16 protein-coding genes are annotated in these 21,032 nt (G+C 63.5%); 6 read left to right on the forward strand and 10 right to left on the reverse strand.

What is annotated here, in order from left to right:
• Positions 1-44: 44 nt before the first annotated feature.
• Together HMPREF3087_RS09960 and HMPREF3087_RS09965 are read right to left on the reverse strand one after the other, a co-directional pair.
• Positions 45-1,415 carry an adenylate/guanylate cyclase domain-containing protein gene (locus HMPREF3087_RS09960; protein WP_070428998.1) on the reverse strand — a complete coding sequence of 457 codons (1,371 nt, stop codon included), beginning with the start codon at positions 1,413-1,415 and terminating at the stop codon, positions 45-47.
• Positions 1,412-2,230: a biotin--[acetyl-CoA-carboxylase] ligase gene (locus HMPREF3087_RS09965; protein ID WP_083272143.1), complete on the reverse strand. Its 819-nt coding sequence runs from the start codon at positions 2,228-2,230 to the stop codon at positions 1,412-1,414. Before HMPREF3087_RS09965 ends, HMPREF3087_RS09960 begins: the two co-directional genes overlap by 4 nt.
• Positions 2,231-2,306: 76 nt before the next feature.
• Here HMPREF3087_RS09965 and HMPREF3087_RS09970 point away from each other — a divergent pair, with 76 nt between their 5' ends.
• Together HMPREF3087_RS09970 and HMPREF3087_RS09975 are read left to right on the forward strand one after the other, a co-directional pair.
• Positions 2,307-3,893: an acyl-CoA carboxylase subunit beta gene (locus HMPREF3087_RS09970; RefSeq protein WP_070429000.1), complete on the forward strand. Its 1,587-nt coding sequence runs from the start codon at positions 2,307-2,309 to the stop codon at positions 3,891-3,893.
• Positions 3,890-4,087, forward strand: coding sequence for a hypothetical protein (locus tag HMPREF3087_RS09975; protein ID WP_070429001.1), 198 nt, complete (start codon positions 3,890-3,892; stop codon positions 4,085-4,087). Before HMPREF3087_RS09970 ends, HMPREF3087_RS09975 begins: the two co-directional genes overlap by 4 nt.
• Here the strand turns inward: HMPREF3087_RS09975 and HMPREF3087_RS09980 are convergent.
• The gene (locus HMPREF3087_RS09980; RefSeq protein WP_070429002.1) at positions 4,075-5,250 is read right to left on the reverse strand and encodes an MFS transporter; all 1,176 of its coding nucleotides are present in this window, start codon (positions 5,248-5,250) and stop codon (positions 4,075-4,077) included. The two genes, HMPREF3087_RS09975 and HMPREF3087_RS09980, sit on opposite strands and share 13 nt — an antisense overlap.
• 107 nt (positions 5,251-5,357) lie before the next feature.
• Between HMPREF3087_RS09980 and HMPREF3087_RS09985 the strand changes: the two genes are divergently transcribed.
• Positions 5,358-7,034, forward strand: coding sequence for a DUF885 domain-containing protein (locus HMPREF3087_RS09985; RefSeq protein ID WP_070429030.1), 1,677 nt, complete (start codon positions 5,358-5,360; stop codon positions 7,032-7,034).
• A 69-nt stretch (positions 7,035-7,103) separates the two neighbouring features.
• Here the strand turns inward: HMPREF3087_RS09985 and HMPREF3087_RS09990 are convergent, their stop codons facing one another.
• The 6 genes from HMPREF3087_RS09990 to HMPREF3087_RS10015 form a co-directional block, all read right to left on the reverse strand.
• The gene (locus tag HMPREF3087_RS09990; protein WP_070429003.1) at positions 7,104-7,463 is read right to left on the reverse strand and encodes a hypothetical protein; all 360 of its coding nucleotides are present in this window, start codon (positions 7,461-7,463) and stop codon (positions 7,104-7,106) included.
• Position 7,464: 1 nt separating this feature from the next.
• Positions 7,465-8,289, reverse strand: a complete 825-nt coding sequence (locus tag HMPREF3087_RS09995) for a Bax inhibitor-1/YccA family protein (RefSeq protein ID WP_070429004.1) — start codon at positions 8,287-8,289, stop codon at positions 7,465-7,467.
• 118 nt (positions 8,290-8,407) lie between these two features.
• Positions 8,408-9,607 carry an NAD(P)/FAD-dependent oxidoreductase gene (locus HMPREF3087_RS10000; protein WP_062019684.1) on the reverse strand — a complete coding sequence of 400 codons (1,200 nt, stop codon included), beginning with the start codon at positions 9,605-9,607 and terminating at the stop codon, positions 8,408-8,410.
• A gap of 59 nt (positions 9,608-9,666) precedes the next feature.
• Complete coding sequence (locus tag HMPREF3087_RS10005) at positions 9,667-10,866, reverse strand: NAD(P)/FAD-dependent oxidoreductase (protein ID WP_070429005.1); 1,200 nt, start codon at positions 10,864-10,866, stop codon at positions 9,667-9,669.
• A gap of 40 nt (positions 10,867-10,906) precedes the next feature.
• On the reverse strand, positions 10,907-11,992 hold the full coding sequence (locus HMPREF3087_RS10010) for an inositol-3-phosphate synthase (protein ID WP_070429006.1): 1,086 nt from the start codon (positions 11,990-11,992) through the stop codon (positions 10,907-10,909).
• A 120-nt stretch (positions 11,993-12,112) separates the two neighbouring features.
• Positions 12,113-13,696 (reverse strand): peptide chain release factor 3, encoded by a 1,584-nt coding sequence (locus HMPREF3087_RS10015; RefSeq protein WP_070429007.1) that lies wholly within the window; start codon positions 13,694-13,696, stop codon positions 12,113-12,115.
• 80 nt (positions 13,697-13,776) lie between these two features.
• Here HMPREF3087_RS10015 and HMPREF3087_RS10020 point away from each other — a divergent pair, with 80 nt between their 5' ends.
• The gene (locus HMPREF3087_RS10020; protein ID WP_070429008.1) at positions 13,777-14,163 is read left to right on the forward strand and encodes a hypothetical protein; all 387 of its coding nucleotides are present in this window, start codon (positions 13,777-13,779) and stop codon (positions 14,161-14,163) included.
• 63 nt (positions 14,164-14,226) lie between these two features.
• Here HMPREF3087_RS10020 and hrpA read toward each other — a convergent pair whose 3' ends face one another.
• Complete coding sequence (gene hrpA / locus HMPREF3087_RS10025) at positions 14,227-18,399, reverse strand: ATP-dependent RNA helicase HrpA (RefSeq protein WP_070429009.1); 4,173 nt, start codon at positions 18,397-18,399, stop codon at positions 14,227-14,229.
• 197 nt (positions 18,400-18,596) lie between these two features.
• Between hrpA and HMPREF3087_RS10030 the strand changes: the two genes are divergently transcribed.
• A complete protein-coding gene (locus HMPREF3087_RS10030) occupies positions 18,597-19,526 on the forward strand; it encodes an AEC family transporter (RefSeq protein WP_070429010.1) in 930 nt (309 codons plus the stop codon).
• Positions 19,527-19,602: 76 nt separating this feature from the next.
• Positions 19,603-20,982 (forward strand): TIGR01906 family membrane protein, encoded by a 1,380-nt coding sequence (locus HMPREF3087_RS10035; RefSeq protein WP_070429011.1) that lies wholly within the window; start codon positions 19,603-19,605, stop codon positions 20,980-20,982.
• The last annotated feature ends 50 nt before the right edge of the window (positions 20,983-21,032 follow it).

A 21,032-nucleotide genomic window follows, 5' to 3' on the forward strand; every position in this document is an offset into this window, starting at 1 on the left:
ACTGCTCTGACAGGGCACGCTCAGCCGACCGTCAAAGCTCGATCTCAGGGTTCGACGTCGACGACCATGCGCGGTGCCTGACCGCGGTGCATGTCGACGATCGTAATATCGCCCAGTCCCTGCAGGCTCACGGTGCGACGATTGGAGAACTCATAGGCCTCCGTCTGCGCAATGACGGACGAGGTTTCCCAGTCGGTGGTGACCGTTCCGGGTTCGCCGATTGAAGTCAGGCGGGCTGCCAGGTTGACGGTCGAACCGAAGATGTCGCCCAGGCGGGACAGGACCTTGCCCCACGAAAAGCCCACGCGGGCTTTCGGCAGATCAGGATCTTCGGTGATGCGCTCCATGAGCCGCACTGAGATCTCGGCACCCGAACGCGGAGTTTCGGCGGCGAAGAACACTTCGTCGCCAACGGTTTTGATGACGCGGCCGCCGCCGGCGGTCACGATGTTGTAGCACAGGGTTTGGAAGCGCTTGACCAGGCTGGCAAGCTGCCTGGGCTCCATCTGCTGCGATAGTCGGGTAAACGACACGAGGTCGACAAAGCCGATTCCGCGGGCAAGCGGCATGGCTGAATCATAGAAACCTGGCTGGCCGGCGTTCTTGCCGCCGGGACCGGCGTCGTCGCCCAGGTTCACGTTGAGCCGGCCGAAGACGTTGGCCATGTTGTGCTTCCACGCGTACAGCATGACCTTTTCCAGCGACGGCAGGATCTGCTCAAACAGGCTCAGCGCAACCGCACGCGCCTGACGCTCGTCCAGCTGGCGTGATTCAGCGAGGTATTCGACAACCGTCTCCATCTGCCACACCACCAGACGGTCGGTGGTCTGGCCGATGGCGCGAGCGAGCGCCACCGCGGTCTCTTCGTCCACCATGTTGCGCGCCACAAGATCAGCCATTTCGGCCAGCGCATTGACATCGCGAATCGTGAAGGCGGGTGTGCCCTCTTCTGCGATTGGCAGGCCGAGGGCTCGCCAGAACTTCTTGGCAGACACACTGGACACGCCCGCAAGCTGGGCTACTTCGCGTCTGGTCAGGACCCGTTTGCCGCCCAGCAGCTGTTCTTCCAGCAGCGATGCCGCCGCGCGCAGTCGCTGTATGCGCTGCTCGATGAGCTCCGGGTTGTCCAAAAGGTCCGGTACCGCTTCTGTCGGCGGGTTGGGGTCGTCCGCCAGTCCTTGCGAAAACTCCAGGCGGTCGCGCAGTTCAGAGACGCTGGAGTCATCGGAAGACCGCGCGTTGGCGCGTGCGCGCTCTTCCTGGAAGCTCGAACTGAACTCTTCGGAGGTTTCGGCAATCCGCTGGATTTCGGTTGTTGCCGTAGCGTCGCGGTTCCACGGTGCGTCCGGACGTGAGAAAACGGTGTGCTCGTTGATCTGCGGCAGAGCTCGAGTGCGCGGATCAGGTTCGGTCACAGCAGCCTCGCGTGTATGACATCCCCGGCGGTGACGGTCTGCAGGCCCTCAGCGGTTTCAATGACGAGTCCGCCGTGTGCATCAAGCCCCACTGCCCGCGCGGTGAGGGGTTCCTGGCCGGGCAGTTCAACCCGAACGTCGCGGCCAATGGTGGCCATGGAGTCAGCCATGTCGGCACAGAATTCTGCTGTTCCGACCGCCGGACGGCGGAACGCCAAGTCCAGGGCCTCGCGCAGTCGGCTGACAACAGCGGCCAGGAGCGCTTCGCGGCTGAACTCGAAGCCCTCAACGAGCAGCGACGTGGCGGTCTCAACCGGAAGGTCGTCCTGTGCGAGGTGCACATTGATGCCGGTGCCGATGACGACTGTCTTTTCGCCGTCAGCTCCGATGACAATCCGAGTGAGGATGCCGACGAGCTTGCGGTCGCGGATGAGGACGTCGTTGGGCCACTTGAGTTCGGCCGGAACCCCCTCGGCGCGCAGAGCGTCAACAACAGCGCGGCCCGTGATGAGCGGAATCCAGCCGAGGTCGTCCGCGGCGACTGTCGACGGCACTGGAACGGCAATGGAAAAGGTCAGGCACGTGTTCGGAGGTGTCGTCCACGTGCGCGACAGGCGGCCGCGGCCGGCCTGCTGATGATCCGTGCCGATAATGCTGAAGGGTGCCGCGCTTCCGCTTTCTACGGCTGCAACGAGGTCGTCGTTGGTCGAGCCGGTTTTCTCCGACCACTCGATGTCCGGCTGAGGCAACCGGCTTTCCAGGCTCCAGGCTTCACTGAAGCGGCTGAGGTCAAAAGGAGAAACGCAATCATGCACTACATCACTGTAGGCTGTTTTATCGGCCGGACACAACACCGGCCCACCGTGTGAGAATCACCGCTAGTCTAGTGACATGAGTCCTTCTACCGCACCGCAGACGACAGCGCAGCGGTTGGCCGCTTTCATTGAGCGCCGCCGTAACGCGCACACTCCCGATCCCCAGGCTGCTGAACGCCAGCACAACCGCGGCAAGCAGACCGCCCGCGAACGCATTGCGGAACTCCTCGACCCCGGCTCTTTCCAGGAGATCGACGAGTTCGTCCGCCACCACAGCCACCAGTTCGGCATGGAGAAGAAGCGTCCCGACGGCGACGGCGTGGTCTGCGGTCTGGGCACAATCGACGGCCGCACCGTTGCGGTCTTCGCCCACGACTTCACTGTGCTCGGCGGTTCGCTTGCCGAAGCCAACGGCCGCAAGATCGTCAAGGTGCAGAAACTCGCGCTGAAGATCGGCTGCCCCATCATCGGCATCAACGACTCCGGCGGTGCCCGCATTCAGGAGGGTGTCGGATCGATCGCCCTGTTCGCCGAAATCTTCCACTGGAACGTCAAGTCCTCCGGTGTGATCCCGCAGATCAGCCTCATCATGGGCCCCTCGGCAGGCGGTGCCGTCTACTCCCCCGCTCTGACCGACTTCACGATCATGGTCGACGGCACCTCGCACATGTACATCACCGGCCCTGACGTCATCAAGACCGTCACTGGTGAAAACGTCGGCCACGAAGAACTGGGCGGCGGGTACACCCACAACTCGGTGTCCGGCAACGCGCAGTACCTGGCGCAGGACGAAGAAGACGCACTGAACTATGTGCGCGACCTCCTGTCCTTCCTGCCGTCGAACAATATGGATCCCGTTCCGACGGTGCCGGCCCCGGCTGACCTTGAACTGACGGAAGCCGACAACGCGCTCAACACGATCGTGCCGGACTCCGCATCGCAGCCCTACGACATCCTGGATGTCGTCACGACGGTCCTCGACGACGGCGAGTTCCTCGAAACCAGCGAACTCTTCGCCCCGAACGTCGTCACCGGTTTCGGCCGCGTGGAAGGCGAAACGGTCGGCATCATTGCCAACCAGCCCATGCAGATGGCCGGCACGCTCGACATTGACGCATCAGAAAAGGCAGCCCGCTTTGTGCGCTTCCTCGACGCGTTCAACATTCCGATTCTGACCTTCGTCGACGTTCCAGGCTTCCTGCCCGGCACCGACCAGGAGTACAACGGCATCATCCGCCGCGGCGCAAAGCTCATCTACGCCTACGGTGAAGCGACCGTGCCGTGCCTGACGCTCATCACCCGCAAGGCCTACGGCGGCGCGTACTGCGTTATGGGCTCTAAGCAGCTCGGCGCTGACCTCAATCTGGCCTGGCCGTCGGCACAGATTGCCGTCATGGGCGCGCAGGGTGCTGCGAACATCGTCTACCGCCGCACACTGAAGGAAGCGGAAGCCGCGGGCGAAGACGTCGAGGCCAAGCGAGCCGAACTCGTCCAGGAATACGAAGACGCTCTGCTCAACCCCTACTTGGCTGCGGAAGAGGGCTACATCGACGCGGTCATCGCACCGTCTGAAACCCGCGAACGGATTGTCCGAGGCCTGCGCGCTCTGCGCAACAAGCACGTGCAGGCACCCGCCCGCAAACACGGAAACATCCCGCTGTGAGAGAAAAACCGAAGACCGGAACCCCGAAGGAGCAGCGCCTGGCGCGCTCGGCGGCATTCGCCGCCGTCATGGCGCTGCGCCACTCCTCCGGTGGAAACGAAAACACCAGCCAGTCGGGCACCGGCTACAGCAGCCCGGTTCGCCGCATGCGCGAACCGGCTGCTGGCACCTGGGCTCGGCGTCAGCGTCCCTGAGCGACTGAGCGCCGGCCAGCCCAGTAGACAAGCAGTCCGAACAACACGACAAACGTCGAAACGCCGAACATGCCCCGCTGACCCGCCACGGGTTCCAGCGCACCCAAAACGACGGAGCCGATTGCCGTTCCCAAATCGAGCATGATGAAGAACGTCGACACGACAACCCCGTAGCGGGCCGGCAGCGCATCGGCGACACACACGGCCTGCACTGCAGGAAGCAGGGTTCCAAAGCCTGCTCCCACGAGCGCACCCGCAACGACGATGGCCAACTCACCGTGCGCAAAGGTAAGCACCGTGAGTGATGCAGCGTAGATGAGGATGGCTGGGTAGATCACCCAGCCGTCCCCGTACTTGTCCTGCAGGCGGCCCACAAAGGAACGGCAGATGAGCATAGCGGCAGCGAGCGCAACAAAGAACCAGCCTGCCGCCTCGGACGCCCCTATAGCCTCCGCATAGGAGCCCAAAAAGGCCATGACGACCGAGTACACGAGACCGGCGAAGAACATCACAGAAGAGGTCTTCAACGTGTCCTTCTCAAGGAACGAACTCGGGGTCAGCCGCCATTTATCAGCTCGCTGTTCAGCACTTGGCGGGTTCTCCGGAAGAGTCAGCAGAAGCGACAGCAGCGAGGCGACGACGGCAATTGTCGCGCAGATGTAGAACAGCGGCTGGTAGCCGTGTGACGCGGACACCGTCACTGCGAGGAACGGGCCGCTGGCCATTGCCAAAGAGGTTGCCATGCCGAAATATCCCGTTCCCTCGGCCCTGCGGTGCGGCGGGATGACGGTCTGCACAGCGGCCGACGTTGCCGTGTGGTTGAACCCGAACGCAAAGCCGTGCAAGAAGCGCACCGCAATGAACAGGTCGAGCGTGCCGGTCGGAATGTACAGCAGGGACAGCAGAATCTGGATGATCGAAGACAGCAGGATGACCCGCTTGCGACCGATGAAGTCGAGGTACTTGCCCGCGGGGACGCGGGACACCACAGCACCCAGAACAAAGGAGCTCGAGGCGAAGCCGGCCGCCGCCTGCCCCGCACCGAACGAAATCACCGCGTATGCCGCCATGGACGTCAGCAGCATGTAGAACACCAGTGAGCCCATGAGGCTGATGCTGAAAGACAGGATGAAGTTCTTGTTCCACAGTCTGCTCGGGGTCACCGCGGCATGCGCCTCCTATAAAGCCATTGAGAAAGTCGGCGCACAAACCGCTGTTCGCCGACTGAGCAATGGTAGATCACGCGGTTTCCGCCGTTTACAGTGGGACCATGACTGAACTATCGCGAACCCCTTCGGCAGTCGATGAAGTCGCCGAAGACTACGCCCGCTCCCTCGTTGACCTGTTCCCCACCCTGTCTGTCACCGCTGGCCTTGACGGAGACCGCACGCGCCTGGATTCCCAGAGCCGCGAAGCCGCAGACCAGCTCGATGAGCTCAACGCCCGCACGCTGCGCAAACTCGACAAAGCAGAACAAGAAGCGCAGAACCTCGACGAGGTCGACGCCGTCACGCTCGATGCCATGCGGGAGCGCCTGGGCTGTGAGCGCGAACTGCACGCCGCCGGTCTGACGTCCGGTGAACTCAACGTCATTGCATCGGCTCCGCAGGATGTGCAGATGCTCTTCGACCTCGTGCCCACTGACACGGAAGACGACTGGAAGGACAACGCCGTCCGCCTATCGCAGGTGCCCAGGGCACTCACCGAGTACCGACACGCACTGAGCCAGGCCGCTCACGACGGCCGGCCGCCTGCGCTGCGGCAGGTCAAGCGCGTCATCGAACAGTGCCGCGACCATGCGAAAGCCGACGGCAGCTTCGACCGCTTCGCCCAGCAGGCAGCCGACACCGCCTCTGAAGCCCTGTCAGCAGAGGTCCGCACAGCCGCTGACGGCGCGCGGGAAGCCTATGAGTCGCTCGCTGACTTCCTCGGCGACATCATCGCTCCCCTGGCCACCGAAACCGACGCCTGCGGACGCAATGACTACGCCCTGTTCTCTCGCCAGTTCCTGGGAGCCGAGGTCGACCTCGACGAAACCTACGCCTGGGGCCTCGAACAGCTGGCCGCGATCGACGCCGAACAGCGCCGCGTGGCAAACGAGCTCTACCCCGGTTCCACCGTCTCCGAATGCTTCGACAAGCTCAATGCCGATCCGCAGCGCCAGGTGCACGGTCTGGATGCTCTGCGTGCCTGGATGCAGGACAAGGCCGACCGGGCCATTGAGGAACTTGCGGGCGTGCACTTCGACATTCCCGAACCGGTCAAGACGATCGAATGCATGGTGCTGCCCGACGGCACAGGCGGCATCTACTACACCGGCCCAACTGATGACTTTTCACGCCCGGGCCGCATGTGGTGGTCGGTGCCGGCCGGTGTTGAAACATTCAACACGTGGCAGGAGCTCACAACCGTCTACCACGAGGGCGTTCCCGGACATCACCTGCAGGTGGGCGGTGCGACCCACATGGCCGACAGCCTCAACACGTGGCGTCGTCACCTGTGCTGGGTGTCTGGTCACGGCGAAGGATGGGCCCTCTATTCCGAGGCGCTCATGGCCGAACTCGGCTTCCTGGACGATTTGGGCGACTACATGGGCATGCTCGACTCCCAGCGGCTGAGGGCAGCCCGTGTGTGCCTCGACATCGGCGTGCACCTGGGTCTGCCTGCTCCCGAATCAATCGGCGGAGGCACGTGGGATGCAGACAAGGCCTGGACGTTCCTCACCGACAACGCGGCCATGGACCGCAGCTTCCTCGCGTTCGAACTCGACCGCTACCTGGGCTGGCCGGGCCAGGCCCCGTCCTACAAGATCGGCCAGCGCCTGTGGGAGCAGACCCGCGACGCGGCGAAGGCCAGCGACCCGAACTTCACTCTCAAGGATTTCCACACCAAGGCCCTGGCCATCGGCTCGGTCGGTCTCGATACCCTCAAGCGCGCGCTTACCTGATGTCCACGGGTACTGGAGCCGTCCGGCTCCAGTACCGCACAGAAACGGACGAGGTGCCGCAACAGCTCCTCACAGACTGCGCCTGAGGTTTCCGGCAAGGGCAAGTGCCGCTGCCGTGTGCTCCTCGCCGGCTCCCCTGCGCGGCTGTGCCGCTTCCAACAGAGCGAACAAGCGGAACGGAAGCTGCGCCTCGTCAGCCCTCCAGATCTCTGGTGCGCCCTCCGGTGGGCCTGTCAGATCACACAGCTGCCGAACAGCGGCAGCCACCAGCTGCCGACGGTTCAGCTGCTGTCCATCGGGAACCTGAGACCAGGCGTCGACCGTAAGCGAAACCAGCCGGACACGAAGACGGCGGACCTCAGTTTCGAGGTCCGCCGCTTTCTGTCGGTGCTGTTCGCCCACCGGTCCGGCAGCGAACACGTCACTCATGTCAGTCCTGTCGGAAGTAGGACAGCAGGCGCAGGATTTCGACGTACAGCCAGATGAGCGACACCATGAGGGAAAACGCCATGGTCCAGGAGTAGCGCTCCGGGATCTTGTTGTCGACGCCGGCTTCGATTGCCTGGAAGTCAGTGATCAGGGTCAGCGATGCCAGCACCACGGCGACAATTCCGATGATGACGCCCAGCGGGAAGGTCATGCCGAACAGTTCAATCTGCACGTTGCGCGCACCGCCGTTGCCGGTGAACAGCACGTAGAAGAAGTTGATGAGCGAGAACACCGCGTAGCCGCCGACGGCCAGCATGAGGAACTTCATGCCCTTGGCACCGAAGCGGATGACCTTGAACTTGAACAGCGCGAACATCACGGCGAAGACGCTGAGTGTTGCCAGCACCGCCTGCATGACAATGCCGTCGTATGAGGTTTCGAAGATCTTCGAAATGCCGCCGAGGAAAACGCCCTCAACAGCGGCGTAGGCCAGGATGAGGAACGGGACGGGTTCGCGCTTGAACGAGTTGATCAGACCCAGAACCAGGCCGATAAGCACGGCTGGCAGCGCCAAGGCGGGCATCACCCAGCCGACGATTGCGCCAACGAGAAGAACACCGAAGCAGGCCAGCGACTTCATGAAGACGTCGTTGTACTGCATGGGACGTTCGGCGGCTGGAGCCTGCGGCTGGTCTGGCTGGCCGGGACCGGCGTTGCGGTTCTCTGCCGACGGGGCCATGTACATGGAGTTGAGGTGATCGGCCGAAGGGGTCTGGCGGTCTTTCACGCCTTCGTTCAGGGCCCTGTTCATCAGCGGGTTTGCCATGAGACTCTTTCTGATCGCTTCCGTTGCACGGGAGTTTACTGTCTTTGCTGTTTCAACAGCAAAGTGCCGCCGCAGAATTCCCCTGCGGGAGGATTCTGCGGCGGCACTCAGGAAAGCATCACTTGAGGGTGCGCTTGACGATCTGTGCGATCTGCTCACCGGCACGCGGCCCGTGGGCGATACCCCACATGCCGTGGCCTGCAGCGACGAAGCTGCGCGGCGAGAGGGCTTCGATCTTCGGCGGACCGGTGGGGCTGACCGGGCGAGGACCAACCCAGTGGTCGGTGGTGTTTTCCAGGTCGATGCCCTTCATGTACTTGCTGGCCACGCGCTTCATAGATTCGATGCGCTCGGGACGCAGCGGAGCATCCGGGTCGAGGAACTCCATGGTTCCGCCCACACGCACGCCACCGCGGTACGGAGTGAACACAACGCGCGTGGTGGGCAGGTACACGGGGGTGGTCGGCAGGTACTCGGGGTCGACCTGAGCGGTGAACGAGTATCCGCGGCCGGCGGCCATGCCGATGGTGGCGGACTTGCCGTGCAGCTTGCGCAGCAGTTCGTCCGACCAAGCGCCCGCGGCGATGACAACACCATCGAAGCTGTAGCTGCGTCCCTGGGCGTCGACCAGGCCGACGGCGTCAGCACCGACGTGGCCGGTGACGATCTCGGCGTCGGTCACGATCTTCACGCCCAGCTTCTGGGCGGCATCTGCGATCGACTGGACGAATGCCGGCGGGTCGATGTAGGCCTGGTCCTTCACGATTGCACCGTGGGTGACGAGGTCCGTGAAGTACGGCTTTTCGCGGGGGTCGAAGGTTTCCACAACAGAGGGCACACCGGCGTCGCGGTTGATGCCGGTCTCTTCGATGAAGTGGTGGAGTTCGGCTTCCGAACCCAGGCCGACGGTGAAGTCGGAGTGGTTGAACTTGCCTTCGACGCCGAAGTCCTTGAGACGTTCGAACGATGCGATGGAGTCCTTGAGGTCCGGTGCGAGTTCGTCAACTGCGCGCTTGAACTTCTTTTCGGTCATCTGCAGCGTGAAGGTCGTGAGGAACTTCCACAGCTTCGGGTTGAACGGCTGCGGCAGGGCCAGCGGGGCATCCCTGTTGGTGACGGCGTCAAAGCCGTTCTTCCATTCGCCCGGTGCCGACAGTGGGAAGGTCATCGACGGGCAGATGAAGCCGGCGTTGCCCCAGCTTGCGCCGGCGGCAACACCCTTGCGGTCGAGTACGGTGACGTCGTATCCGGCGTCAGCCAGGTTGAGTGCACTTGCCAGGCCGACCATTCCGGCCCCGACTACTGCAATGTGCGTCATAGTCTCCTCCTTGACTATAGGAACGCGAGGGGACGCTCTCCCCTGTGAATTCTAGTGCGTCAGCGACCCAGTCGCTCTGTGACGAGCTTCGCAATGATTTCGCCGGCCCGCGGGCCGAGCGTGATGCCCCACATGCCGTGGCCAGAAGCGACGAAGGTGCGCTGAGATACAGCTTCGACGCGCTCGCTGCCGTCGGGGCTGACCGGACGGGGACCCATCCAGTGATCCGTGGTGTTCTCCAGGTCGATGCCGCGAACCAGCGGGCGCAGGGCTTTTTTGATCGAGTCGATGCGCGCTGGGTTCATGGGGGCGTCTGCCGGCAGGAACTCCATGGTTCCGCCCACGCGGACTTTGCCGCGGTAGGGCGTGACAACAACGCTGACCGAGGGGAAGCGCACCGGTTCGGTCGGCAGGAACTCGGGGTCAACCGAGGCCGTGAACGAGTAGCCGCGGCCGGCGGCCATGCCGATGCGGGCCTTCTTGCCGTGGAGGGTTTCCAGCAGGTCGTCCGACCACACGCCGGCAGCGACGACAACCGCGTCACCACCATAGGAGCGCCCCTTGCGATCAACGAGCCCGACACCGGAGTCACCCTCATAGCCGGACACGACGTCGGCGTCTTCGATGATGTTCACGCCGGCCGTACGGCAGGCCTCAGCGAGAGCCTCCATGTAGGCCGGCGGGTCGATGTAGGCCTGGTCGCGCACCTGAGCGGCGTGCGTGATCTTGTCTGAGAAGAACGGCAGAACCTCAGGCGATACGACGTCGACGTTGCCTTCCAGGCCCACCGAGTTGCTTTCGGCCATGCCGGTTTTCAGACCCTCGAGACCTTCGGCGGATTCAAAGCCCATCGTGAAGGTGGCCCGTGTCAGCGATGCCTTGACGCCGAGCTCTTCCATCCGGCCGAAAGCCGCGAAAGCATCTTTGAGAGCAGGTGCTTCGGCGCGCACGGACGCGGCGTAGCGCTTCTTCGTCATCTGGGATGCGAACTTCGCCAGGAACAGCGCCAGGCGCGGTGAGAACGGCTGCGGCATGGACAGCGGAGCGTCCTTGTTGAGCATCATGTCGAAGCCGTTGACCCACGCGCCGGGAGCGGCGAGCGGCTTCGTCATCGGGGGAACAATGAATCCCGCGTTGCCCCAGCTGGATCCGGCGGCAACACCGGTGCGCTCCAGGACGGTCACCTCGTGGCCGTCCGCGGCCAGGTGGAGTGCGCTGGAAAGCCCGACGAATCCGGCTCCGACTACGATGACGTGCATTGGAGATCTCTCCTCAGAGTGTTCTGTGTGTTGTGGCAGGTCAGTTGTCGGCTTCGCCGGCAATGAAGGCTTCTACGGCCGCGTGTGCGGCTTCGTCGTTCTGCTGGTGCGGCGGGGACTTCATGAAGTACGACGATGCTGAGATGAGCGCACCGCCGATGCCGCGATCCAGGCCGATCTTGGCTGCGCGCACGGCGTCGATGATGACGCCGGCGGAGTTCGGCGAGTCCCACACTTCGAGCTTGTATTCCAGGGACACCGGGGCGTCGCCGAAGTTGCGGCCCTCCAGGCGCACAAAAGCCCACTTGCGGTCATCCAACCAGCCCACGTAGTCAGAGGGGCCGATGTGCACGTCACGGTCGGACAGTTCTGCCGAGGTGTTCGAGGTGACCGCCTGGGTCTTCGAGATCTTCTTGGACTCCAGGCGCTCACGTTCGAGCATGTTTTTGAAGTCCATGTTGCCGCCGACGTTGAGCTGGTAGGTGCGGTCGAGGATCACGCCGCGCTCTTCGAACAGGCGGGCCATGACGCGGTGGGTGATGGTCGCACCGATCTGGCTCTTGATGTCGTCGCCGACAATCGGCACGCCGGCTTCCTTGAACTTGTCGTCCCATTCCTTAGTGCCTGCGATGAACACCGGCAGGGCGTTGACGAACGCGACCTTCGCATCGATTGCGGCCTGCGCGTAGTATTCGACGGCCTTCTGCGAGCCAACCGGCAGGTAGCACACCAGAACGTCGACCTTCGCGTCGCGCAGAGCCTGCGCAACGTCAACCGGTTCGACGTCGGATTCGGTGATGGTTTCGCGATAGTACTTGCCGAGGCCGTCAAGCGTTGGGCCGCGCTGCACTTCCACCCCGGTGTGCGGGATGTCAGTGATTTTGATGGTGTGGTTCTCGCTGGAGTAAGCGGCTTCGGAAATGTCCTTGCCGACCTTGTCAGCGTCGACATCGAACGCTGCGACGAATTCGATGTCGCTGATGTGGTAGTCGCCGAACTGCACGTGCATGAGTCCCGGAACCTTCGATTCGGGATCTGCGTCCTTGTAGTATTCAACGCCTTCGATGAGTGACGTTGCGCAGTTTCCCAGGCCCGCGATGGCGACGCGGATCGACGTGTTTCCCACTTGTCCTAGCTCCTTATTGCAGACATGACTGCGGGCAGGGTCCTGAGCAGCGACGCAGTCAGGACCAGAGTCTGCCCGGCTTTTTATTCTAAACCCCCGCCGCGAGGTGCTCGCAGTCGGTCAGGTGACCACCAGCGGCTCAAGTGTGATGCCGGGGTTTTCCCGCTCCACACCGCCCAGGCGCCACCGGTCGGAGAAGAGAGCCAACAGTGTGCCGTCGGAGCGTTCGAGCACTTCGACGCTGCGCTCTTTCGCCAGTTTGGGGATGTCGTCCTTCACTGTGCGGCGGGCCAGCGTGTAGGGCAGGGACTCCAGGCGGCACGGTGAGTTGAATTCGTTGACCATGCGGTCTTCGACCACTTCGAACTGAATTGGGCCGACGGCTCCGAGCACGGGGGCCTGATCGCCGCGCAGGTCGGAGCGCAGCACCTGGATGACGCCTTCGTGGTCCAGCTGGTCGATGCCGCGGCGGAACTGTTTGTACTTCGACGGGTCTTTTGCGCGGATGACCATGAAGTGTTCGGGGCTGAATGACGGGATTGGCGGGAACTGCACGGCTTCATCAACGTAGAGGCTGTCGCCCACGCGCAGGGCTGAGGCGTTGACCAAACCGACGACGTCTCCGGGGAAAGCGGTCTCAACGGAGTCGCGGTCACGGCCGAAGACGTGCTGAGCGTGTTTGGTGGCAAACGGCTTTTTCGTTTCGGCGTGGGTGACGACCATACCGCGTTCGAAAACTCCGGAGCACACGCGAATGTAGGCCAAAAGGTCGCGGTGATTGCGGTCCATTCCGGCCTGCACTTTGAATACGAATCCGGAGAACGGCGCATCGACGGGTCGAGGTTCGCCGTCGCGGTCCAGGCGAGGTTCTGCCGCCGGGGCACGGTCGATGAGCGTGTCGAGGATCTTGGCCACACCGAAGTTGAGAACGGCGGAAGCGAACATGACCGGGGTGTGTTTGCCTGCCCGGAATTCGTCGTAGTCGAAGTTCTGCTCTTCCAGTTCCAGCAGTTCGGATTCTTCGACGGCGGTGGTCCACACGTCGCCTTCGACTTCTTCGGCGCGTGCGGGGCCCATGGTTTCAGCACCGGCGATGGTGGCGCCGCCGTCGGTGCGGGTGAACTTGGTGTACTCCCCCGTTTCACGGTCAAGCACGCCGCGGAAGTCACCGGAGTCACCCACGGGCCACGTCAGCGGTGTGGGCAGCATGCCGGTCTTCTGCTGGATTTCGTCCATGAGCTCCAACGATTCCAGACCGGGGCGGTCCCACTTGTTGATGACCGTCATGATCGGGATGTTGCGGTGGGAGCAGACTTCGAACAGCTTCATGGTCTGCTCTTCCATGCCCTTGGCCGCATCGACGAGCATGATGGCGCAGTCGACGGACGACAGCACGCGGTAGGTGTCTTCTGAGAAGTCGGCGTGACCGGGGGTGTCGATGAGGTTGACCACGCAGTCGCGGTATTCGAACTGCAGAGCGGCTGAAGAAATCGAAATGCCGCGGTCCTGTTCCATCTGCATCCAGTCGGACACGGTGGCGCGGCGGCCGGCTTTGCCGTGGGTTGCGCCGGCCTGGCCGATGGCGCGCGCGTGTAGGGCAAGCGCTTCGGTCAGCGTTGATTTACCGGCGTCGGGGTGGGCGATGACGGCGAATGTGCGCCGTCTGGCGGCTTCGTCACGGATGGTCTGCGGGGTGGGAGTCACCCGGCCAGTCTAGGACAGCCTGCTGAGCTCTCAGGCGGAAGGTGGGCGGCACCTCGTGCTTGGTTCCGTAGGATGGTTCCGTGGCCAAGAGGAACAGAACCAGCAGACAGCGCACCGAGGGCGCCGAATATTCGGTGGTGGCCCGCCCGGTCAGCCGCGACCGGCGGGTGCTGTGGGTGTTCATTGCCTCGGCCATTGTGTCTTTGGCGCTGTGCTTACTGGGCATCGCGATGTCGCTCATGGCCGCGCACTTCATGCAGCCCATGCAGCAGCTGGGCGTGCCGAACAGCCAGCTGTTGGGCATGTGGTTTTTGGCTTCCGCCGGCTGGCTGATGACGGCGGCCACGATCATCGTCTACTGGGTCGCACTGACCCGCAAGACGGCCAAGAAGCGCATCCGCTGGGCGATTGCGGCGGTCTGTACGGCGGCTCTCTTCCCGGCGTCCTGGATCTTGTTCTACATCTGATTCACGAGGCGCCGCTTAACTCCCACTGCCCCGTGCGGGGCCGCTGTTCTCACCCGGGAGGCCCTACAGTTTGGCGAGCGCTTTGGCAATCCTTTGTTCGGACACGGTGTGTGCCGTGCCGACGTGGGGTGCCCACAGTGATACGCGCAGCTCTTCGACGTCCCAGAGGACTTTTTGCCATTCGGCGGGCAGAACGGCGCTGTAGCGCTCAGCGTCGTCCCGGGCCGCACTGCCAAGCACCCGGCCGAGCTTGTCGTCGATCTGGGTGCGCACCTGCTGGATGCGGTCCATGAACTGGCGGTCACGGCTGGCCTGTGTGCCGAGTTTGTCCAGACGGTTCGCTGCAGCTTCGAGGTAGGCCGGCATGCGCAGCACGTAGTCGGGTGCGACTGTTGTCAGGAAGCCCGGCTGCAGGAGGGCCGCCAGGTGGGCCTGTTCGTCGGTTATCGAGGCGAGCACTGTCAGTGAGCGGGTGTTCTTGATGGTCCGTTCGACATCCGCCGCGAGCGTGTAGGTGCGGGTCAGCGCCTGGTAGACCCTGTCGAGTTCACCGGTGATGCGGCTGGCCACTTCGCGCTGAAGCGCTTTGTATTCCTCTTCTGTCCGCGGGTGGTCGCCGCCGCCGGGCAGTCCGTGGTCGTCAGTGTGGTTCAGGCACTGTGCGGTGCGCACGATCCTGCCGACCGCGGTGAAGACGGCGTCTTCCAGCGGGTCGGAGTCCTTTGTGCGGCGGGCTCCTAGTACGAGCTTTGCCGTGTTGTTCAGCGCGTCTTGGCAGTAGCGGGCGGCTTCTTTCTGTCCGAAGCTCAGCAGCCGTGTGACTCCCAGGATTGTTGCCTGGTGCGACCAGGTTTCGTCTGCTGAGTAGCGCAGGGTCACCGAGGTTCCCTCGTCGACGAGTGCTGGGAAGAATCGGCGGCCGTCCGCCTCGACTGGCTGCGGGAAGGCGCCGAAGTCCCAGCCGCAGATCCCCTGACGAGGTGCCGGCACCGCGGTCTGCGTCTTCGCCTTGGTCGTGCGGGCAGGAGTGGTGGGTGCGGGTGCGGGCTGTCTGTCGGTTGCCGCGTCAAGGTTTTTGGCGCGCTGCTGAAGTTCTGCGAGGTTCTCTCCGCTGGCGAGTGTTTTTCTGCCGCGCCGGATGACGAAGCTCATCCGCAGGTGGCTTGGCAGCCGCACAAGCTCGAAATCGTCGGATGTGATGGTGATGGGCACGCGGTCCATGAGTCCGCCTCCGCCGGCGCGGGCCGTGAGTTCTGCTGCCAGCACTTCGAGGGCGTGGCCGGCAGGCCGGTTCAGCAGTCGGCTGTCGTCTTCCGAACCCGTGACAACCGCGAGGATTTCGGCTGCGACGTCGGGAGCCGGGACGAAGTAGGTTCTTTTCGCCTTCGGCAGGGAGCGGATGAGTGCGGTGATGTATTCCAGGCGCAGTCCCGGCACTTGCCACGAAAAGTCGTCGGCGTCGACGCTTCGCAGCTGTTCGGGGCTGAGGAAAACGGTCACGCCGTCGCGGCGGGATCCGGGTTCATAGGCGTAGCTGAGGCGCACGCTGCTGCCGTCGGCCAGCTGCACCTGCAGCGGGTAGTCGTCCGCAGCACTTTCGAGGTCGGTTCCGTCAGCGGCCAGCAGGCTGTTGGGGTCGATGTTGAGGAAGTCGGGTTCTTCCGCCCGCTTGCGTTTCCACCAGCCGTTGAAGTGCCCGGCGGACACGATGTTCTCCGGCAGGCGTTCGTCGTAGAACTCGAACAGCACGTCGTCTTCGGCCAGCAGTCGGCGGTCGCGCAGGCGGCTGGCGAGTGCCTCGGCTTTTTCCAAAGCCTGGGCGTTGTGGGTGGCGAAGGCGTGTTTTTCGTTCCAGTCGCCTTCGATGAGTGCGTGGCGGATGAAGAGGTCACGCGCGGCTTCCCGGTCGATCTTGCCGTAGTTGATGCGCGCGTCTGAGATCAGCGGGACCCCGTTGAGGCTCATCCTGTCGTAGGCGAGGGCGGCTGCTGAACGGGATGACCAGTGGGGGTCTGAGTAGCTGTGGGTGATGAGCTCGCCGGCGGCCCGCACTACCCACTCGGGTTCGATTGCTGCGACCGTGCGCGCCCACAGGCGGGAGGTTTCAACGAGTTCGGCGGCCATGACGAAGTCGGGGTTGGCACCGAAGACGCCTGATCCGGGGAAGATCCTGAACTTGGTGCCGCGAGCGCCGATGTAGTCCTTGCCTTCGACGGTGCGCGCACCGATTGTGTCGAGCATGCCGGTGAGCAGGCTTGAGTGCACGGCCTGTTCGGTTGCCGTGTAGGGTCCGCGCTTGTTCGTGCGGCGTCCCTTTCGCCTGCCGCGGCTTTCATCTGCCTGCACCGCCTCAGACGGTCGAGTGCCGAGGTCGCTTCCGGGCCGGTCGATGTGCTTGCCGATGTTGCCGAGCATCTGGCGGATCTGCTGGACGAGGTCCTGCCATTCGCGCACCCGCACAAAGTGGATGAACTCGGACTTGCACAGCTTTTTGAACTTCGAGGTTGAGAGCTCATCCGATCTGCGCTGCACGTAGTTCCACAGGCGCAGCACGGACAGGAAGTCAGATGACGGATGGTGGAAGCGCTTGTGTTTTTCATCGGCTTCCTGCCGCTGTTCCGTGGGGCGTTCACGCGGGTCCTGACCGGACAGGAAGGCGACGATGACGGCGGTTTCCGGGCCGACCCCCGCCTCGATCCCGGCCAGCACCATGCGCGCCAGCCTGGGGTCCAGCGGCAGTGTCGCCAGTGTCCGGCCCAGTTTTGTCAGCGTGAGGGTGCCGCCGGATTCGCGTAGCGCACCGAGTTCGACGAGTGCGTTCTTGCCGTTCTTGACCGCCCGGGGTTCCGGTGGGGTGAGGAACGGGAAGTCGAGGATGTCCTTTTCTGTGCGCACAAAGCCCAGCTGCGCCATCATGAGCAGCACGCTGGCGAGGTTTGTGCGCAGGATCTCCGGGTCGGTGTATTCGGGCCGGGCGTCGAATTCGCCTTCCGAGTACAGCCGGATGGCGATGCCGTTGCTGGTGCGGCCGGACCGGCCGGAGCGCTGCCGGGCAGACGCCTGAGAGATCGGCTCGATCGGCAGGCGCTGCACTTTTGTGCGCGTGGAGTAGCGCGAGATGCGCGCCGTGCCGCCGTCGATGACGTATTTGATGCCCGGGACGGTCAGTGAGGTTTCGGCGACGTTGGTTGCCAGAACAATCCGCGGGGTGGAGTGGGATGCGAAGACGCGCTGCTGCTCCCCTGCTGACAGTCGACCGTAGAGGGGGACGATTTCCCAGTTGCGCCGCTTGGTGCGCATGTGGCCTTCGAGTTCTGCCTGCGCGTCGCGGATTTCTGCCTCACCGGATAGGAACACGAGGATGTCGCCGGGGGCTTCGCGGTCGAGTTCGTCAACGGCTCGCAGCAGGCCGGACATGAGCGCATCGGCATCCGGGACGTGCGGGACCGCCGCGCGCGGCTCGGGCTGCTCTTCTTTGAGGAGTCCGTCGGGGTCTTCTGCGAAGTCTTCGTCAACTGGCCGATACCGGATCTCCACCGGGTAGGTGCGCCCGGATACCGACACGATCGGTGCATCTCCGAAGTGCTCGGCAAAGGACTCCGGGTCGATGGTCGCCGAGGTGATGATCACCTTGAGGTCGGGCCGTTTCGGCAAGAGCCGGGCCAGATAGCCCAGCAGGAAGTCAATGTTGAGGCTGCGTTCGTGGGCTTCGTCGATGATGATCGCGTCATAGGCCTCCAGCCGCTTGTCGTGCTGCAGTTCGGCCAGGAGGATGCCGTCGGTCATGACCTTCACACGGGTCGCATCAACGACGTCCGAGGTGAAGCGCACCTGATAGCCGACTCCCTCACCGAGTTCCGTGAGGGTTTCTTCTGCCAGACGGGCCGCCACCGAACGGGCGGCAATGCGCCGCGGCTGGGTGTGCCCGATCAGCCCGTTGATGCCGTAGCCCAATTCCAGCAGGATCTTCGGCAGCTGAGTGGTTTTGCCCGAACCGGTTTCGCCGGCCACAACGACAACCTGGTTGTCTTCTATGGCCTGCGCGATGTCGTCGCGGCGACTGCTGACGGGAAGTTCGTCGGGATATTCGATGTGGAGGTCGGTCCGCAGGCGCGCTTGGCGCAGCCGCTGCAGGCGTTCGGCCTGCTGTGGAGAATTGCTGCGGGCACGGCGACGCTTCCCGCGGCGGCGCGAAGACCGGCGGGATGAGGGCTGTGAAGACGAAGCGTCAGACATATCCCCACAACAGTAGCCGGATCCCACCACAAGATGAGACCGCGGGCGCGTCAGCGCTCCCCCGACTTCCAAGAGCAGCCCTCCCGGCACCTCGTCAGTCAGTCCGGCACCTCGCCCACCCGTCCGTGTTTCGGGACGTCTGCGCGCACAAGATGAGACAGGCGTAGAGTGGCGACTGATCGAAGAAAGGACATTCTGTGCTCGGCGCTCTCGAAGGCTTTGCCGTCATCGGCTTCATCATCTTCGTGGGCTTCCTCTTAGGGCGCAGCGGAGTTCTCGGTGCACAGGGCCAGAGGGTTCTGGCGTCCACCGTCTTCTACGTGTCGACCCCGGCACTGCTGTACGACCTCATTGCAGAAGCCCCGCTCGAGCGGATCTTCTCCCCCGCCATCTTCGCCACGGCAGGTTCGGCATCACTCGTGGGCATCGCGTTGTTCACGTTCTCGTATTTCAAACACCGGTCCTTGGGCAGGGCGGTGATGAGCGGCTGGGCGGTGTCCTACGTCAACATCGGCAACTTGGGCATTCCAATCGCGATCTACGTTCTGAAGTCCAGTTCGTACGTACCGCCGATCATGCTGTTCCAGCTGGTGATCCTCGCGCCCCTGGGCATGGTGATTCTCGACATTCACCAAGCCAAGCACGCCGGTACTCTCGCCCACTGGTGGACCCCGCTGCCGCAGGTGATCCGCAACCCGATCCTCATCGGTGCGGCCGTCGGACTGTTCTTCGCCATCACCGGTCTGCGGCTTCCTCAGATCATCCACGATCCCGTCTCAATGATCGGCGCGACCTCCGTGCCGCTCACCCTGCTGGCGTTCGGCATATCCCTCAAGGACGGTTGGGCGGTGCCGGCCCGCGGAACACGTACGGATCTGACCCTCATCACGGTGGTCAAACTCGCGATCCAGCCGCTCCTTGCGTGGGTGATCGGCGGTCCGCTGCTCGGATTCACCGGGGTCGACCTCATGGCGATCGTCGTCACCTCGGCCCTGCCGACGGCGCAGAATGTCTACGTGTACTCCATGCGCTACCGCATGGCAGAAACGCTGGTGCGCGATGCCGTTTTCGTCACAACGATCCTCTCCTTCCCCACAATTGTGCTGCTTTCAGCCCTTCTGTCCTGAGGTCGCCGGCCCGCAGTCGGCGCTGATTGCGCGTGTCATCCGAGCGCTTGCCGCCCACAATTGGCACCATGGTTCTGTGGCTGAAAAATCGAACACTCCAGAAACCTCCGACGACCTCGTGGCCAAGCGGATGAAAACCGCTGAGCACGCGCAGGACGACGCTGCCGCACGCAGCGCCGGTGAGCGCGGTGCCAAGGCGGCCGGTCGATCCTCCGAACTCGACGACACCGCACAGTTTGAGGCGTACCCGTCGGTGCGCCGGCAGGAGTCGCGTGTGCGCAGGCCCGCCGCGCTGTCGGAAGAAGAGTGGCGCTACCTGGGCGACCGGGGTGCCGGTCGTGCAGCTCAGACCGAACAGCCGCCGGTCGAACTGCTCAGCCAGACGCGCCTGTACCGCAGGTTCACGTTCCTCGATGTTCTGGCAACCGCGTGGGTCATCCTCGCTATTCCGTTCATCACGCTCGCAGTCGCTGTCCGCACTGTGGCCTCCGGACTGTTCCTGAAGTTCGAGTACTTCCACCGTCCCGGCTTCCCCATCGACGAATTCGGCTTCAACGCCTCAGACCGTCTGCACTTTGCGTCCTACACCGTCGACTACCTGTACAACGCCGATTCCAAGCGGTATCTGGCCGATGTTGTCGCCGGCAACGGCGTTGCCGTGTTCAACGACGCCGAAATCGCCCACATGGCCGACGTCAAGGGCCTCATTCAGATCCTCATGCTGGTGGCGATTATCGGACTCATCGGCGCAGTGCTCGCTGGCCTCTACCTCAGCCGCGCACACGGTCCGGGCCTGCGCATCGGCATCCGCTTCGGAGCAATCCTCACACTCGTGTCGATCCTCGTTCTGGGTGTCCTAGCACTGGTCAGCTGGGACACGTTCTTCCGCGGTTTCCACAGCCTGTTCTTCTCGGCCGGCACGTGGGAGTTCTACCTTGACGATTCGCTCATCCGCCTGTTCCCGCAGACCTTCTGGATGGACGCGGGAATCACCGCGGGCCTCGTCATCCTGCTGGGTTCCGGCCTGCTTATCGGCCTGTCATTCATCGGCCACGGCCGCCGCAAGAAGGCCCGCGCTGCCGTGAAGGCACTGCGCGAACGCCAGGACGACTACAACCGTCAGAGCGAAGCTCAGCACAAGGCGCACACTGCGGCAAAGACCGGAGCCAAGGCTGACAGCAGGGCACACGCTCAGACCACCGCGCAGGCTGAAGAGCAGACGCGGGCCGCCGCACCGGTTTCGGCAGCTTCAGCCAGCGCACGCGGTGCCGAAACACGCGGTGCCGAAACGCCGATTGAAGACCAGCCGACCGAAGCCTACTCCCCCGACGACATCGCCTCGGCCGGCAAAGACGCACACACTGCACGGAAGAAGGGCAGTCTTCGGAAGAAGGACGCCGACTACTCCCTGGGCCGCAAGCGCGTCGGAAAGGATGACGATCAGCCGAAGCACTGATCCTCAGGCGACCACATAACGAGGCGGGGCTGGAGATTTCTCCAGCCCCG

It is taken from the genome of Brevibacterium sp. HMSC22B09, from assembly GCF_001806795.1.
Lineage (GTDB): Bacteria > Actinomycetota > Actinomycetes > Actinomycetales > Brevibacteriaceae > Brevibacterium > Brevibacterium ravenspurgense.

Excerpts from the sequence above, each read along its gene's own strand:
- HMPREF3087_RS10000 (WP_062019684.1), bottom strand. The coding sequence starts at position 9,607 with ATGACGCACATTGCAGTAGTCGGGGCCGGAATGGTCGGCCTGGCAAGT.
- HMPREF3087_RS10005 (WP_070429005.1), bottom strand. The coding sequence starts at position 10,866 with ATGCACGTCATCGTAGTCGGAGCCGGATTCGTCGGGCTTTCCAGCGCA.
- HMPREF3087_RS09970 (WP_070429000.1), top strand. The coding sequence starts at position 2,307 with ATGAGTCCTTCTACCGCACCGCAGACGACAGCGCAGCGGTTGGCCGCT.
- HMPREF3087_RS09990 (WP_070429003.1), bottom strand. The coding sequence starts at position 7,463 with ATGAGTGACGTGTTCGCTGCCGGACCGGTGGGCGAACAGCACCGACAG.
- HMPREF3087_RS09985 (WP_070429030.1), top strand. The coding sequence starts at position 5,358 with ATGACTGAACTATCGCGAACCCCTTCGGCAGTCGATGAAGTCGCCGAA.
- hrpA (WP_070429009.1), bottom strand. The coding sequence starts at position 18,399 with ATGTCTGACGCTTCGTCTTCACAGCCCTCATCCCGCCGGTCTTCGCGC.
- HMPREF3087_RS09995 (WP_070429004.1), bottom strand. The coding sequence starts at position 8,289 with ATGGCAAACCCGCTGATGAACAGGGCCCTGAACGAAGGCGTGAAAGAC.